The 14,054-nt window shown below is 63.8% G+C and carries 15 protein-coding genes; 12 read left to right on the plus strand and 3 right to left on the minus strand.

Annotation, left to right across the window (positions count from 1 at the left end):
• Positions 1 to 82: 82 nt before the first annotated feature.
• The 3 genes from HH800_RS27995 to HH800_RS28005 all read right to left on the minus strand — a co-directional run bounded on the left by HH800_RS27995 (position 83) and on the right by HH800_RS28005 (position 3,176).
• Positions 83 to 751, minus strand: a complete 669-nt coding sequence (locus HH800_RS27995) for a superoxide dismutase (protein ID WP_017184236.1) — start codon at positions 749 to 751, stop codon at positions 83 to 85.
• 74 nt (positions 752 to 825) lie between these two features.
• Complete coding sequence (gene chrA / locus HH800_RS28000) at positions 826 to 2,223, minus strand: chromate efflux transporter (RefSeq protein WP_017184237.1); 1,398 nt, start codon at positions 2,221 to 2,223, stop codon at positions 826 to 828.
• Between the two features lie 2 nt (positions 2,224 to 2,225).
• Positions 2,226 to 3,176 (minus strand): chromate resistance protein ChrB domain-containing protein, encoded by a 951-nt coding sequence (locus HH800_RS28005; RefSeq protein WP_025160483.1) that lies wholly within the window; start codon positions 3,174 to 3,176, stop codon positions 2,226 to 2,228.
• Positions 3,177 to 3,344: 168 nt separating this feature from the next.
• On the opposite strand from HH800_RS28005, the gene HH800_RS28010 reads away from it, so the two are divergent.
• The 12 genes from HH800_RS28010 to HH800_RS28060 all read left to right on the plus strand — a co-directional run bounded on the left by HH800_RS28010 (position 3,345) and on the right by HH800_RS28060 (position 13,928).
• Entirely contained in the window at positions 3,345 to 4,235 is an 891-nt protein-coding gene (locus HH800_RS28010; protein ID WP_042490969.1) for a DUF1259 domain-containing protein, read from the plus strand.
• On the plus strand, positions 4,232 to 4,636 hold the full coding sequence (locus tag HH800_RS28015) for a PepSY domain-containing protein (protein WP_235682163.1): 405 nt from the start codon (positions 4,232 to 4,234) through the stop codon (positions 4,634 to 4,636). The genes HH800_RS28010 and HH800_RS28015 overlap by 4 nt, the downstream gene beginning before the upstream one ends.
• Before the next feature lie 75 nt (positions 4,637 to 4,711).
• Positions 4,712 to 5,038, plus strand: a complete 327-nt coding sequence (locus tag HH800_RS29675; protein ID WP_223178489.1) for a Rap1a/Tai family immunity protein — start codon at positions 4,712 to 4,714, stop codon at positions 5,036 to 5,038.
• Between the two features lie 487 nt (positions 5,039 to 5,525).
• Positions 5,526 to 5,900, plus strand: a complete 375-nt coding sequence (locus HH800_RS28020) for a DUF3768 domain-containing protein (protein ID WP_017980875.1) — start codon at positions 5,526 to 5,528, stop codon at positions 5,898 to 5,900.
• Between the two features lie 59 nt (positions 5,901 to 5,959).
• A complete protein-coding gene (locus HH800_RS28025; RefSeq protein ID WP_017980876.1) occupies positions 5,960 to 6,235 on the plus strand; it encodes a hypothetical protein in 276 nt (91 codons plus the stop codon).
• Positions 6,236 to 6,285: 50 nt separating this feature from the next.
• Complete coding sequence (locus HH800_RS28030; RefSeq protein WP_017980877.1) at positions 6,286 to 7,728, plus strand: DUF4942 domain-containing protein; 1,443 nt, start codon at positions 6,286 to 6,288, stop codon at positions 7,726 to 7,728.
• 243 nt (positions 7,729 to 7,971) lie between these two features.
• Positions 7,972 to 8,181 (plus strand): hypothetical protein, encoded by a 210-nt coding sequence (locus tag HH800_RS28035; RefSeq protein WP_169863544.1) that lies wholly within the window; start codon positions 7,972 to 7,974, stop codon positions 8,179 to 8,181.
• Positions 8,182 to 8,517: 336 nt separating this feature from the next.
• Positions 8,518 to 10,674, plus strand: coding sequence for a ParB/RepB/Spo0J family partition protein (locus HH800_RS28040; RefSeq protein WP_017980879.1), 2,157 nt, complete (start codon positions 8,518 to 8,520; stop codon positions 10,672 to 10,674).
• A gap of 55 nt (positions 10,675 to 10,729) precedes the next feature.
• Positions 10,730 to 11,365: a DUF6884 domain-containing protein gene (locus tag HH800_RS28045; protein ID WP_017980880.1), complete on the plus strand. Its 636-nt coding sequence runs from the start codon at positions 10,730 to 10,732 to the stop codon at positions 11,363 to 11,365.
• A 482-nt stretch (positions 11,366 to 11,847) separates the two neighbouring features.
• A complete protein-coding gene (locus HH800_RS28050; RefSeq protein ID WP_017980881.1) occupies positions 11,848 to 12,102 on the plus strand; it encodes a hypothetical protein in 255 nt (84 codons plus the stop codon).
• A gap of 98 nt (positions 12,103 to 12,200) precedes the next feature.
• Positions 12,201 to 13,232 (plus strand): IS110 family transposase, encoded by a 1,032-nt coding sequence (locus HH800_RS28055; protein WP_020818605.1) that lies wholly within the window; start codon positions 12,201 to 12,203, stop codon positions 13,230 to 13,232.
• Positions 13,233 to 13,667: 435 nt separating this feature from the next.
• Positions 13,668 to 13,928: a hypothetical protein gene (locus HH800_RS28060; protein WP_017980882.1), complete on the plus strand. Its 261-nt coding sequence runs from the start codon at positions 13,668 to 13,670 to the stop codon at positions 13,926 to 13,928.
• The last annotated feature ends 126 nt before the right edge of the window (positions 13,929 to 14,054 follow it).

A 14,054-nucleotide genomic window follows, 5' to 3' on the forward strand; every position in this document is an offset into this window, starting at 1 on the left:
ATCTCCCCATCGGACCTGTCCCCTTTGTGGTCGCGAACTCAGGTGTCGCGCAGCAGTGGGTGTTAAGCCACGGCGGTCGGGTTCAGCCGCCGCCGCGCAAAGCCGCGGCATAGCGCCGGTCGACCACTTCCCAGTCGATGTTGCGGAAGAAGGCGTCGACATATTTGGCGGCGGCGGTGCCGTAATCCATGTGGAAACTGTGCTCGTACATATCGAGCGCGAGCAGCGGCACGCCGGCAATCGCACCGTGCATATGATCCCACGCCCAATGGTTGTGCAGCGAGCGCGTGTGGAGATTGTAGACGAGCACGCACCAGCCCGATCCGCCGGCAAGGCTCATCCCGGTACGGCGGAAGTCGGCTTCCCAGCGGTCGAACGAGCCGAACGCCGCGCCCAGCGCGTCGCGGATGGAACCGGCTGCCTGGCCGTTGCCGCCGAGCCCGTCGAAATAGACCTCATGGAGCACGACCGAGCCGGTGCGGTGCAGCTCCTCGCGCTTCAATCCGCCATAGACCACCGGCGGCAGGTCCGTGTCAGCGAGCGCGGCGGCAAGTCGTGTCTCGATCATATTCAGGGCCTTGACCGAGCCCGCATAATTGTTCTCGTGGTGCGATGTGATCAGCCTTTCGGAGAGGCCGTGAAGCCTGGCGGGATTGAACCTGAGCGGCTTGACCTGATGATTTCCGGCAAAGGCGGGGACAGCCGCCGGCGCTGCGGCCGGCGTCTGCGCAGAGGCTTCGTTGATAGTCATGGCGGCGGCTCCGATGCCAAGAGTTGCGATTGCACTGCGTCGGGAAAGATGGTCGATCGTCACGCGTCACTCCTTCAGATGATCATTACATATGCGGCCCCGAGGACCGAGCAGACGCCGAGCACCGGCAGCATGCCGGCCTTGAACCGGAACATGGCGAGTATCGCACCCACCGCGAGCGCCAGCGCCGGCCAGTTGACGGACGTTAGGACTGGGAGATCGATGGTGCCGGCTGCGAACGGCACTTCGCGGACTTGCTCGAACAGAGTGTGGATACCAAACCAGACCGCCAGATTGAGGATCACGCCGACCACTGCGGCGGTGATCGCCGAAAGCGCGGCCGACAATGCGCGGTTGCCGCGCAGCCGCTCGATGAATGGCGCGCCGGCGAAGATCCACAGGAAGCATGGCAGGAAGGTAACCCAGGTGGTGAGGATTGCGCCGAAGGTCGCGGCGACGAGCGGCGGCAGCCCGGTCGCTTCGCGGAAGGCCGCGAGGAAGCCGACGAACTGCGTCACCATGATCAGCGGCCCGGGCGTGGTCTCGGCCATGCCGAGCCCGTCGAGCATCTCGCCGGGCTGGAGCCAGCCATAGGTCTCGACTGCCTCCTGCGCGACATAGGCGAGCACCGCATAGGCGCCGCCGAAGGTCACCACCGCCATCTGGCTGAAGAAGGTGGCGATGCGGCTGAACACGTCGTCGGGGCCGAACGCGAACAGCAGCGCTGCGACCGGCCCGAGCCAGAGCAGCAGCAGGACGCCGGAGATGCGCAGCGACCAAGAGAGGTTCGGCCGGGCATGGTCGGGAAGGCCCTCGCCAAGAGCGGTGTCGCGGTCGTGGATTATCTCAGCGCCGGCGGGACCATGTCCGCCGCCGCCCTTGAATGCGGCGTAACCAGCGCGGCCACTGAAGAAGCCGATCAGCGCGGCGGCAAGCACGATCAGCGGGAAGGGCACGTCGAGCACGAAGATCGCGACGAACGCCAGCGCGGCAAAACCGCGCATGACGTTGTTCTTCAAGGCACGCGAACCCACCCGGACCACCGCCTGTAGCACCACCGCCAGCACGGCGGCCTTCAATCCGAAGAACAATCCCTCGACCAGCGGCACTTCGCCGAGCAGCACATAGACATAGCTGAGCCCTAAAATCGCGAGGAAGCCGGGCAGCACGAATAGCGCGCCCGCGACCAGGCCGCCCTTGGTCTTATGGAGCAACCAGCCAATATAGACAGCTAGCTGTTGCGCTTCAGGGCCGGGCAGCAGCATGCAATAGTTGAGCGCGTGGAGGAACCGCTCCTCGCCGATCCAGCGCTTCTCCTCGACCAGGATGCGATGCATCACCGCTATCTGGCCCGCCGGTCCGCCGAAGCTGAGCAGCGCGACCCTGATCCAGACGCGCACCGCCTCGCCAAAGCTGATGCCGTGCTCGTGCAGCGTCTCGACTGCGATTTCAGCGCGTGCGCTGGCCTCCATCTTTAGTCCTCTTTTCGCCGGGTGAAGTGAGCATAGAATCCGTCGAGCGCGGTCGATCCGCGCGCGATCCGCTCCTCGTCGTCGTCGGTGCCGGCACAGATGCCGGCGATAAGCGCGCTCACTCCCGGAGTTTCCGGGCGCTCGAACCGAGCATCGGCAATATCAAGGTCGTGAACAATTTCGCCGAGCGCCCGCAGCGCGGGGTCGGTCTCGAGACCGGTGAGGAACACCAAGGTCTCGAAGGAGCAGCGGTCGCCTTCGTGGGTGAACTCAGCGTCCGCCATGTCGAACCTCAGTTCGTCAGGCTCCGGCACATATCCTTTGCCCTCGACGAACTTGAAGCTCGCCTCGGGGTCGATGAAGCGGCGAATGAGCCAGGCGGACGCGATGCGATCGACATGGACATGGCGGCGCGTCACCCAAACGCGGCGCTTTAGCTCCGCCGGGGTCAGCTCGGGCGCACCGGGGCCGCTCACATCGGGATGTTGGTGAGAGCGGCGGTCCGCCTCGGTGATGGCGGCCTGTGCCGCCTGCCGACCATGCGCACCGAAAAAGTCGATCGCGGCGACCTCGTTCAGGCGTTTGCGCAGGCGGCCCACATCCGCCGCCGCGACATACTCGCCCTCACACAGCGCGCGCGCCTCGCGTGCCAACTCCTCATAGTCGGCGTCACGCGCAGCGTCGAACACTCCGCGCAGCTCCGCATCGCCCATGCCGCCGACAAGGCGCGCTTCGAGGATCAGCGCCTCGCCGCCATTTTCGGTGATCTCGCGATGCAGTTCTTCGAACAGCGCGCGCGTGTCCTCGCGATTGGGGAGCGCATGGACGGCGTTCTTGAGCGGCGCGGCCCCGATCGCCTGCAAACGCCGCCAGACCTTCACCCGCAAATAGGCAGGCTTAGCCGGAAGCTGCGGGATCAGGAGCAACCAAGGGGAAGCTTGTGTGTTTGTCATAGTTGTATCGTCACTAGCCTACAAGTGTAAGGGTTGCATCACAAGCCTCATGAGCATAGGACTGCTTATCCCGAAGAAAGAAACCGGAGCGTAATGTCGCGGCTCGCCGGCGGCGCGCTCGCATGACGTGAGGCTTTCCGTGTCGAGTGCGCTGATGAAGGATCAATTATGCTGAAAAAGACCATCGCCTTGGGATTCGCCAGCCTCCTGCTGGCAAGCCCGGCATGGGCAGCGCCGGACTGGTCGGCTGTCGACCGGGCGATAGGACGAGCGGGGGCCGAACAGCCGGGGGGCGTTCACCGCTACAGCTTCCCGCGTTCGGACCTGAGCGTCACGCTGGATGGGGTGACGATCAAGCCCTCCCTCGCGCTCGGCTCTTGGGCGGCGTTTCAGCCGATGGGCGACGAGGCGATGGTGATGGGCGATCTCGTGCTGACCCACGACGAGGTGAACCCCGTTTTGAGCCGCCTGCTCGCAAGCGGTTTTACGATCACCGCGCTCCACAATCACCTGCTCCGCTCTTCGCCTGCGACCATGTACATGCACATTGCCGGCCACGGCGACCCGGTGAAGCTCGCGGCCGCGCTCCGGCAAGCGCTATCAGCCAGTCGGACCCCGCTCGCCGCGCCGCAATCGCCTTCGGCCAGCGCAGCCGCATCGCGGCTCGACCTCGATGTGGCCCCGCTCAACCGGTTGATGGGCGGTGAGGGCAAGACGGCCGGTGGCATCCTCCAATACAGCTTTCCGCGCGCCGAGCGGCTGATGGACGGCGATATGGAGACTCCGCCGACGATGGGCACGGCGACCGCGATCAACTTTCAGCCAACCGGGGACGGCCGAGCCGCCATCACCGGCGATTTCGTACTTGTCGCAAACGAGGTCGATCCGGTCCTGCGCGTGCTGCGGACGAACGGGATCGAGGTCACGGCGCTGCATAATCATATGCTAAACGACGAGCCGCGGCTGTTCTTCATGCACTTCTGGGCCAACGACGACGCAGCCAAGCTCGCCCGTGGGCTGCGCGCGGCGCTCGACAGGATGAACAATCAGAGGAGTTGAACTCGGACGACGGCTCATTGGGCCGTAACCGCCGCCCGCCCGACCCCACGGCCCTTATGCAGGAAGTGGAATGGAACATGGCTAGCAAACGAACTCTCACTGTTGTCGCAAGCGTGGGCGCGGCCGCGCTGGCGATCGCGGGCGTGGCGATCGCGCAAAACCACGAGGCGAACGAAAACCGGATAATCGGCAAGCACAGCGAACGAGACATCCCGCTTGCTCAGGTGCCCGAGGCCGCGATGAACGCGGCACGCGCGCAACTCGCGTCAATAAGCAAAGCGGAGCAAGTCACCCGAAAGGCGGACGGAAGCACGCTCTATGAAATCAAGGGCAAGAACAGCGACGGAAAGACGATCGAACTGTTCGTCACGCCCGAAGGCCAGGTGCTCGGCCGCGAATGATGGATCAGCACGGGGCGCCGGCCGTCGAGGGCCGTGCGCCCCTTCCGAAATGATACTGCGGAATAGGAGACGAAAATGCGGCCAAGGCGATGGATATTGTTATGCGCCGCTTTGGCCGCCCTGCCTGATAGTGCGATCGGCCAAACCGAACCCGCGTCGGCGACGGGCTCGGCGTTGTTCGTAAGCTGTCAAGCGAATGAGCCGCGATGCGGCGCTTACCTCCAAGGCGTGCTCGACATGATGATCGTCGCGCGAAAAGCGGAATGCCGCGCTCCACGCTATGACCGATCGGCGCTGCGCGCGGCATATTTACGCTGGGCGGAGCAGAATAGCTATTTTATGAGTGTTCATATGGTGGCCGGAGCTGAACGCTCGTTAGCGAAGGCTTGGCCATGTCAGTAGCATCGTACCCCGCGGCGTAGCCTGCCCGGCGGCTGCCTTTGAGGGCAGGCGGAGCGTCCGCCTGGCGGTGAATTCCGCCAGCTCAACGATCCCATGTCGCGCCTCAAGCTCGCTAATTAGCCGATGTTCGCATTATGTCTGCCAAATCGTTGTCTGGCGCACAAACCTTGAGGTGACGCCAAGTTGGCCGCGGCCGTGACGCTGCGCGGCAGAATGCCGCAATACCGACGGCACCGCTTTGGCGGCGCTGAGGATGAAGGGGGCGCCGCCCCCCTCTGTGCAAGGGCTGGACCGTCTCCGCGCGTGACGCGCTCCGCTTGGCGATCGGGGCGGTCTCCCCACCCTTCCGCGCCTGCGGCTTGTGCAGGGCGGGCGATCCCCCTCCCCCCCGATCGGCCCCATTTGCCCATTCACCCCCCGCTCTCGGCGAGGGCCAGAAGTCGATGTGAGCCATCGCCTTCGGCTCTATTCCAGAAAGGGAAACACCATGCAGAACGCTCCCGACCGCGCCGCGCATATCGAACGCATCGCCGCGCTGAACGACACGTTGCGGGCTAACATTACGAAGCCGACCGGCCTTGATCGCATCGTCATGACGGCGGGGATCGCCGGGGGCATCGGCGACGTGACGACGTGGAGCGGATGGCGCAAGCGGGCCGAGCTGCTCCGGACTGTGCGCGATTTTGACGCCTTCAGCCCTGACAGCCCCGAGCGGGATTTCGGACGGTTCGAGTGGCAGGAAGCCGTCTGCTATTTCAAAATCGACTATTACGACCCCTCTCTTGAGTGGGGATCGGCGAACCCGGCTGACCCGGCAGTCACAGCCCGCGTCCTGACGATCATGTGGGCCTACGAATACTGATAGACCGGCGCGGGCGGCCCCCTCGCCGCCCCGCCTTTCCCAAAGGAAAGGAATCTCCCATGCCGCAGGCATTGACCAGCCCCGAGGGCATTCCGCTCGCGACCGTCCTACGTCTTAACGCCGAACGGACCATCGACCTTGAACGATACGAGGAAGACGGCGCGTTCGACCGCTACGGCTATCTTCGCGACCTCGCCGACAACCACGGCGCGGACCTCGCGCGCGTGATCGAGATCGCGGACCTGCTCGGCCCCGAAGAGGATTTCGACGGCCTTGTGACCACCATCGAGGACGCGGCCGAAGGCTTCGGCTTCGGCGCTTCCATTTTCGACTGACCCAGCACGCGCGGGCCGATCCTGCGCGCCCCGTTCCCGAAGGATCAAGCATGACCAACGAATTGATGAACCGCGTCCAGATCGACGAGATCACCGCAGGCCGGGACGCCGCGATTGCCAAATGGCTTGAGGCTTACGACAGTTTCCACGCTCTCACCGATGCTGCCAATGGGCTTTGCTTCGCCGGGGGCATCAGCCTGCCCATTCCTGCGGATGACCGCTACAGCGATAGCGGCCTGACGCGCGCGTTCCATAGCGCCGCCCCGCACAACACCCGCGACCGGGAAACTGGCGCGGTCAGCAGCGTCAGCGGACGCGACCATTTCCGCGCGAAAATCACCGTCGCCATGGATCGGCGATGCTGGCGGCACCTTCTCGAAACGCTGGGATTCGACCAGCTTCTCGACCGGCAGGCCCGAGAGGAGTTCTACAAGGGGATCAACGACACGCCGCCCGCCTTCACGTCTGAGAATTGCGCCAACACCTTCGGCCATATTTGGGAGAACCGGCGCGGCCTCTATCTGCGCGGCATCGCCAATACCTTTTCGGCGCTGGACCGGCGCTTTCGCTCGCATGATGGCTTCAAGATCGGCAGCCGTCTCATCATTGAACGCGCCTTGAGCGACAGCCGGTCCTACTGGACCGACTATAATCGACGGGACACTCTGCGCGATGTCGAGCGGGTTTTCCGCGAGCTGGACGAGCTGGGGCCGGTTCCTGAAAGCGCCAGCATCGCGCGCCGCATCACCGATACGCGCGAGGCGACCCCCTTCGTCATCGAGGGCGATTATTTCCGGGTCCGCGTCTTCGGGAACGGTAATCTGCACCTGTGGTTCGAGCGCAAAGACCTCTTGCAGCGGGTGAACCTCTTGCTCGCCGAGCATTATGGCGAAGCAATCGGCGATGCCTACGACAACACCGAGGCGGACGATGCCCCGCAATTCCACATGACCCACGCCAAGGATTTCGGCGCGTTCATGTCGAGCGATGCCGTCGCGGCGCAGGTTATCCGCCTCGCCGAGATCGGGCGGGGCATGGGTGTGCTGGAACCCAGCGCCGGGACCGGGATGCTGGCGAAGGCCGCGCGCGAGGCTGGCGGAAATGTCGCCTGCATCGAGATACAGCCGGGCATGGCGCACGAGCTGCGCGTCCTGCACGGCTTCGGCGATGTGCGCGAGGCAGATTTCCTCAGCCTCAAACCGAGGCCGATCTATGACCGCATCGTCATGAACCCGCCTTTTGATCGCGGGCGTGATTGCGATCATGTCCGCCATGCCTTCGCTTTCCTGAAGCCGGGGGGCGTGCTGATCGCTGTCATGAGCGCCCGCGCCGAGTTTCGGGAGGATGCACGGCACCGCGCGCTCCACAAGATCGTCGATCAGTGCAAGCCGTCCTGGGGCTGGAAGAAGTGGCACGACCTTCCCGAAGGATCGTTCGCCCACGCCGGAACCAACATCAACACCGTCATTTTGGCAATCCGCAAGCCGGGGTGACGGTGCGACAGAGCATAGACAGCGGTTCCGGCAAAAAATCGAAGGCCGGCGCTCCCCGAGGAGCGCCGGCCTCATTCGTTGCTGGTTATCGCGTTCAATATCCAGCATGGATACGATCCTCACTGATCGGCTGACCAACTTGCGCTATGCTCCTCTTTTTGATGGGGACCATATGCCATGACTGTCCCACCCATCGTTGCGCGCCGTGTCCTGCCTGCCCCGCAGCGCGAGGCATTGGACCTCATGCTTCGGGCGCTGTTCATTCTGGACTGCGCCGGGGAACTCGGCCCAGGTGCCGCGCTGTCTGGTGCGATCGACGCCCTGATTGATGCCCCCAACGCGGCCGATATGACGCCGCAGGAGCGCGCCGAGTTTGCGGGGCGGCTCGATGCCTATCAAGCTGCCGTGACGATCGCCCAGGGCAAGGCCCTGCCCCTCACATTCCACGGCTAATGGCGCAAGATCCGCGCGGCGGACTCTTGCGGCGCTTATAGTCCCGATCCCTTCTCCGCTCCCCGTCGAATAGATCGGGCGCGCGCTCGGCGCGCGGATCGAAGGGGGCGCCGCCCCCCTCTGTGCAAGGGCTGGACCGTCTCCCGCGCGTGCCGCGCGCTCGCTTGGCGATCGGGGCGGTCTCCCCACCCTTCCGCGCCTGCGGCTTGTGCAGGGCGGGCGATCCCCCTCCCCCCCGATCGGCCCCGGTTTGCACATTCACCCCCCGCTCTCGGCGAGGGCCAGAAGTCGATGGAGCCATCGCCTTCGGCTTCATTGAGAGAAAGGAACAGCACCATGGTTAAGACTTCCAAGCCCACGATCCTGCATCTGACGGTCGATCAGCTTCATCGCAGCGACCTCAATGTCCGCAAGAAGCCATCCAGCGCCGCGAGCGATGCCGAGGTTTCCGCTTCGCTGCTGTCCGTCGGTCTCATTCAGCCGATGGTGGTTATCCCTCGCGAGGCCGGGGGGTATGAGGTGGTGGCCGGGGATCGCCGTCGCCGTCTTCTCACCGCGCTGGCCGAGGCCGATCCGAGCCGGAAGGGCATGACCTTTCCGTGCATGAAGGTCGATGATTTGAGCAAGGTCACGGAAATCAGCATGGCCGAGAACCGCGCGCGCGAGGCGATGTCGCTACCCGATGTCTATAAGGGTTTTGCCGCCATTCGGGCCGAGCGCCCCGAAGCAACCCTAGAGGAGCTGGGGGCGATGTTCGGCTATGATGTGGCCCGAACCGCGCGGATCATGCGGATCGCCAATCTTCACCCGGAAATCATGGACCTCTACAGCGCCGGGGAGATCGGGGACGCCGAGGCGCAGGCATATGCCGCGACCGAGGATCGCTCGCTACAGATCGCGGTCTATCGCCAGTTGGAGCAGCAGGCGACCCGGCCTCACGAGAAGAACGCCAATGCCATTCGCAAGGCGATGAACTCCGGCGACCACGAATTGACGAAGCTCATGCGCTATGTCGGCGTCGATGCCTATCGCGCAGCGGGCGGGGATTTCGAGGCCGACCTGTTTTCGCAGGATGGTGCGGGGATCGTCCAGAATCCCGATGTGCTTCGCGACCTCGCAGAGCAGCGCGTCGAGGAGGACAAGGATCGGTACGAGCATAACATCGTCCGCAATGGCCGGATGCTCGGCGAGAAGTGGGGCCTTGCCGACCTGCAGTTTTCGTGGGCCGCTTCCCCGCCGCAGATCAAGCAATATGGCTATCTCTCGACCGACCATGAACTTCGCATCCGGGAGCAGAAGCGGGGCGCGTTGCCCAAGGCTACCGCGAAAACCTATGCGTCGATGGAGAAGCGCCTTGCCGCGATGATCGGTGAGGATGACGAGCCGCTGCCCGGTCAGGAGGAGGCTTTCGAGAAACTGACGGCCGAGATGGCGGAGCTGGACGCGCAGCGCACCGTCATCCTGCCCAGCAAGGGCGCGGTCGTGGCCGTGGCGTCCATCGAGAATGACGGCACTTTCGACGTCGAGCTTTGGTTCGCGGATCGAGCTGCCAAGGGCGCGGAATTGCCCAAGGGGGCGACCGGGCAGCGTGGACCCAAGCCCGAGCCGACACCGGGAGAGGCCGAGCGGGCGCGCTTCGGGCTGTCCAAGGACAATATGCAGGTGATGATGCTGATCCGGCGCGACATGATCCGGGCCGAGTTGATGCAGTCGGCTTGCGCGGGTTCGTCGCTTGCGCTCGACTTCATGCTGTTCTCGCAAGCCCGCACCATTCTCACCCCGACGCCGGGTTATGGGAATACGGTCTATTTCCATGGCGAGCATCAGGGGATCAACGACCTGACGCATGACGAGGACGGTACGACCAAGATTCACGATCTTGTCGGGAGCCGCCCCGAACGGGCCGCATGGCTGACCACCAAGGAGGGCTTGGCATCGAGCGCGTGGGTTTCGACGCGCGATCCCATCGAAGGCTTCATTCTGTTCCGTCAGTTGCCCGCGAGCGAGAAGAACAAGGTGACGGCCATGATCGCCGGACACATGCTCTTGGCTACCACATCGGTCTATGCCGAGGGCCGCACCCCCCGCATGGTCCGCGAGCTTGCCAATTGCATCGAGGCGGAGCCGGGTTTCGGGCGTTGGCGCGATGCCGTCGAACTGGATGAGGCGTTTTTCTCCACCTTCTCGAACAAGGCCCGTCTGGCCCTTCTCGACACTTGGGGGCTGGCGGATCGAGCCAAGGGCATGAAGGGGAACGAAACCGCCGCCTTCTGCGCCCGCATCGCGAATTGCGACGATCAGGACGCCAAGTTGCTCGGCCTTCATCCCGATGATGTTGCCGAGGCCGTGAACTGGCTTCCCGACTTCATGGAGAGCGGCAACGTGCCCCCTCTGCCCGTCGAGGAGGAGGAACAGGAAGACGACGAGGGCGACGAGTTTGGGGACGATGAGGATCAGGACGACGATCACGAGCAGATCGACGAAGCCGCTTGATCCACGGCGGGGGGCTTAGGCCCCCCGCTTCATTCCCGATGACGGAGGCACCACCATGGCCCGCCATTGCGTTCGCGAACCCCGCTATATCCCACCCGTTCACGTCATAGGCGAGCAGCCCGATCTATTCGGAGGCCCGACCATCAGCCACGCGACCGAGCGCAAGCCGATCAGCAACAAGTGGATGAGCGACATGACGAAATGGGCCGTGTCGCCATGGCTCGGCGACATGGACCCGGAAAGCGCCCTTGAGCCGGAAACCGTTCTCGAGACAGCGCCCGCCCCGCTCCCCGTCTATCTGGTCGCCTGCGTCGCCGCGAAGCTGGACCACGCGGCTGAGGCGCGCGACCTCTACGCCTCCCCTTGGTTCCGCAAGGCCCGCGCCCATGTCGAGCGCACCGGCGCCCCGTGGCTGATCCTTTCGGCCAAGCATGGCCTGATCGCCCCCAGCGCCGTCATCGAGCCGTATGATGTCACCCTTGGCGCGATGGGGGCTGGCGCGCGCCGCCTATGGGGCGCCCGTGTGTTGGACGAGCTGGCCCGCGCTGTGGACGCCCGCGCTCCGCTGATCGTCCTCGCAGGGCGGACTTACCGCGATCCCCTCTGGCCGAGCATCGCCCAGCGGGCGAGCGTGCCGATGGAGGGCATGGGCATCGGCGAGCAACTGGCTTGGCTCACGCGAGAGGCGTGATAGAGTTAGGTCGACCGGGGGGAAGGCGAAAACAACCCCGGTCAATCATGGTGCGGCGGGAGGCTTACCCAAGTCTCCCGCCCCTTTCGTTCCGGCAGCGCCGGGATCGCACGCGGCCAGGGCCGCGCGGAATCGCTCGCGCGCTTCGCCCTTCGGGCCGCGATCCCTTGGGAAGGGGGCCGCCCCGGTGCGGCGCGGCAATCGGCGCCGCGCGTGCCGCGCAGCAGCTCCTGTCCAGACCGGCCTGCGGCCGGTGAAGGCAGGGCGTGGCGACGGTGGTGGGAATATTCCTTCTCTACGACAGTTGGCATTTTACCATGGGTTTCAGCCCCGACCGTCAAGGATCAACGGTCCCCCCAAAATCCTGCGGATTTCGGTTCCCCCGTTGCCCGCTGTCGCGGCCGCTTCGCGGTCCCTGACCGCCGGGGCCGCTACGCGCCCATGGTCCGACACTCCTGTTCGTCAACGATAAGGAGAACAGGATGCAAGTGACATTGTTTAAGGCTCTGAAATCAATCAAGGTAGGTGATGACCAAGCTACGGCGGTCGTCGAGCAGCTAGAGGAGTTTATGGCGCTCAAGATCAAGGAAGCGAACGCCGCGCTGGAAGCGCAGAACAAGGCGCTGGAGAGCAAGATCGACGGCCTGAAAACGCAGCTTACGATCCTCAGCATCATGCTCGGGGTCATCAGCCTAGCGTCTCTGGCGGGTCCGATACTCGCCAAGCTCATCAAATGAGCAGCGGGAGGGCTTCGGCCCTCCCTTATGGGATGGCCCGCCCCTTTTCCCCGGCATCAGGTATGATGCCGGTGCTTGAAAAGGAAAGGAGCGGACCGATGTCTATTGTTATCCTTGGCGTTGATTTGGGCAAGAATGCCTGCAGTGTCGTAGGCGTTGATGCAGCAGGCGCTGTCATCGTGCGTAAGTCGATGCGCCGACAGACACTTATCGATTACGTGACCAAGCTTCCGGCTTGCGTGATTGCAATGGAGGCGTGCTGTGGTGCCCACAACCTTGGTCGCCTTTTCGCCGCGCAGGGGCACGAAATCAGATTGATGTCGCCGGAGTACGTACGCCCGTATGTCAAAGCGCAGAAGAATGATGATCGTGATGCGGAGGGGATTGCCGAGGCCGCCTCGCGCCCGACTATGCGCTTCGTCGAACTCAAGACTCAGGAGCAGTTGGACATCCAGACCCTCCACCGCGTCAGGTCCCGCCTGGTAGCCGAGCGCACAAACCTTATCAACCAACTGCGGGCGATCCTCCTGGAGCGGGGGACCATTTTTCCGGCCGGCCGGCGCAAGCTGGAGTTGGGCATTGATGCCATGCTGGCCGCCGAAGATACGGCCCTATCACCACGCTTGAAGCAACTGGTGGGTGAACTGCGCGCCGAATGGCACGAACTTGATACCAAGGTCGAGGCACTGAACGGCGAGTTTGTCGAACTGGCTCGCAATGATGCAGCTGCCCGGCGGCTCACGTCCATCCCCGGCATCGGCACGTTGAACGCAACCGCTTTGATTGCAGCCGTGGGCGATGCCAGCAGCTTTGCCAAAGCGCGAGACTTGGGTGCTTGGCTCGGCTTGGTACCCAGGCAACATACTACCGGCGGCAAGCCCCGGCTGCTCGGCATCTCCAAGCGTGGCAACACCTATTTGCGCACTTTGCTCATCCATGGCGCCCGGGCAGCATTACCGTCACTGGCGCGCAGCGAAACCCCGCTGGGACGTTGGTTGACAGGAATGATCGAGCGAGGAGTTCATCGCAACGCAATCGTCGTCGCATTGGCTAATAAACTGGCGCGGATCGCTTGGGCAGCCCTTCGCAAAGAAGTGAGCTTCGAACGCGGCTATCCAGCAGCGGCATAACGGATCGGCTGCGTGCTTCTGCGCGCGTAGCCCAACGATGTTTGCAGGAAGGATCGTGAAGATGGCCTGACAGTCGATCGGCGTCTGGAAAGCCCGGGCAAAAAAATGGCACCTGTTGCCGGTTCCCTTATTGTGGCTCCAGACGTGCGGATGTCCATCTTGGCCACGGGATGCTCCCGTGAGACCGCATACGTTGACGCAGACTGATCAGAACACCGTAAAATCCTACTTGCAAACGGGGCGGGCCATACGTTTTTTTGCTTCGTTCCGCAAACCCGCCCGCCATGCTGATCGGCATCGAGCCGACACCATGCCGTGAACGCGCGACGGCGCGTCCCTTCGATCGGCACCGCGACCAGGTGCGCGCCGATCAAGGTGCGCTGCCTTATCGTCAGCGCAAAATGATGATAGGTAGTCATCGGAAGGAGCCGTGTCGTGACGATCATCCCTGTTCTGCTGATCCTGGCCGGCATCGTCTTGTGGAAGTTCACGCGGCGAGCTGCCTTCAATCGCCGGAATGAATATGGCGTGGAGGTCTTTAATTCCTACGGCCACATGCAGGGCCGGCGCTTCATTGAGAAGACGCTTCGCTTCGGTGCTGTGATCTTGGTGCTGGTTGGCATCGGCCATGCAATTGCTCCGCACCAAGGGTCGTCGTCGGCCGCGCCTGTCGAAACATCGCATCCCAAGAAGTAGTCGGGCGCGGGCCTTCGGCCACGGCTCTATCGCCGCTTCGCTGCGACCGAACCCGCAAAGCGGTTTCGGCCAGAGGTGACGATCCTCGCGTGAAATCCAATGCCCGAGATCCGCACAGCGGATCTC

This window comes from Sphingobium yanoikuyae, from assembly GCF_013001025.1.
GTDB lineage: Bacteria > Pseudomonadota > Alphaproteobacteria > Sphingomonadales > Sphingomonadaceae > Sphingobium > Sphingobium yanoikuyae_A.

What these genes read in the sequence shown, in the direction of transcription:
- HH800_RS29675 (WP_223178489.1), top strand. Translation starts at nt 4,712, where the DNA reads ATGCGGCCAAGGCGATGGATATTGTTATGCGCCGCTTTGGCCGCCCTG.
- HH800_RS28050 (WP_017980881.1), top strand. Translation starts at nt 11,848, where the DNA reads ATGCAAGTGACATTGTTTAAGGCTCTGAAATCAATCAAGGTAGGTGAT.
- HH800_RS28055 (WP_020818605.1), top strand. Translation starts at nt 12,201, where the DNA reads ATGTCTATTGTTATCCTTGGCGTTGATTTGGGCAAGAATGCCTGCAGT.
- chrA (WP_017184237.1), bottom strand. Translation starts at nt 2,223, where the DNA reads ATGGAGGCCAGCGCACGCGCTGAAATCGCAGTCGAGACGCTGCACGAG.
- HH800_RS28035 (WP_169863544.1), top strand. Translation starts at nt 7,972, where the DNA reads ATGCTTCGGGCGCTGTTCATTCTGGACTGCGCCGGGGAACTCGGCCCA.
- HH800_RS28030 (WP_017980877.1), top strand. Translation starts at nt 6,286, where the DNA reads ATGACCAACGAATTGATGAACCGCGTCCAGATCGACGAGATCACCGCA.
- HH800_RS28010 (WP_042490969.1), top strand. Translation starts at nt 3,345, where the DNA reads ATGCTGAAAAAGACCATCGCCTTGGGATTCGCCAGCCTCCTGCTGGCA.
- HH800_RS28025 (WP_017980876.1), top strand. Translation starts at nt 5,960, where the DNA reads ATGCCGCAGGCATTGACCAGCCCCGAGGGCATTCCGCTCGCGACCGTC.
- HH800_RS28040 (WP_017980879.1), top strand. Translation starts at nt 8,518, where the DNA reads ATGGTTAAGACTTCCAAGCCCACGATCCTGCATCTGACGGTCGATCAG.
- HH800_RS28005 (WP_025160483.1), bottom strand. Translation starts at nt 3,176, where the DNA reads ATGACAAACACACAAGCTTCCCCTTGGTTGCTCCTGATCCCGCAGCTT.
- HH800_RS27995 (WP_017184236.1), bottom strand. Translation starts at nt 751, where the DNA reads ATGACTATCAACGAAGCCTCTGCGCAGACGCCGGCCGCAGCGCCGGCG.
- HH800_RS28045 (WP_017980880.1), top strand. Translation starts at nt 10,730, where the DNA reads ATGGCCCGCCATTGCGTTCGCGAACCCCGCTATATCCCACCCGTTCAC.
- HH800_RS28020 (WP_017980875.1), top strand. Translation starts at nt 5,526, where the DNA reads ATGCAGAACGCTCCCGACCGCGCCGCGCATATCGAACGCATCGCCGCG.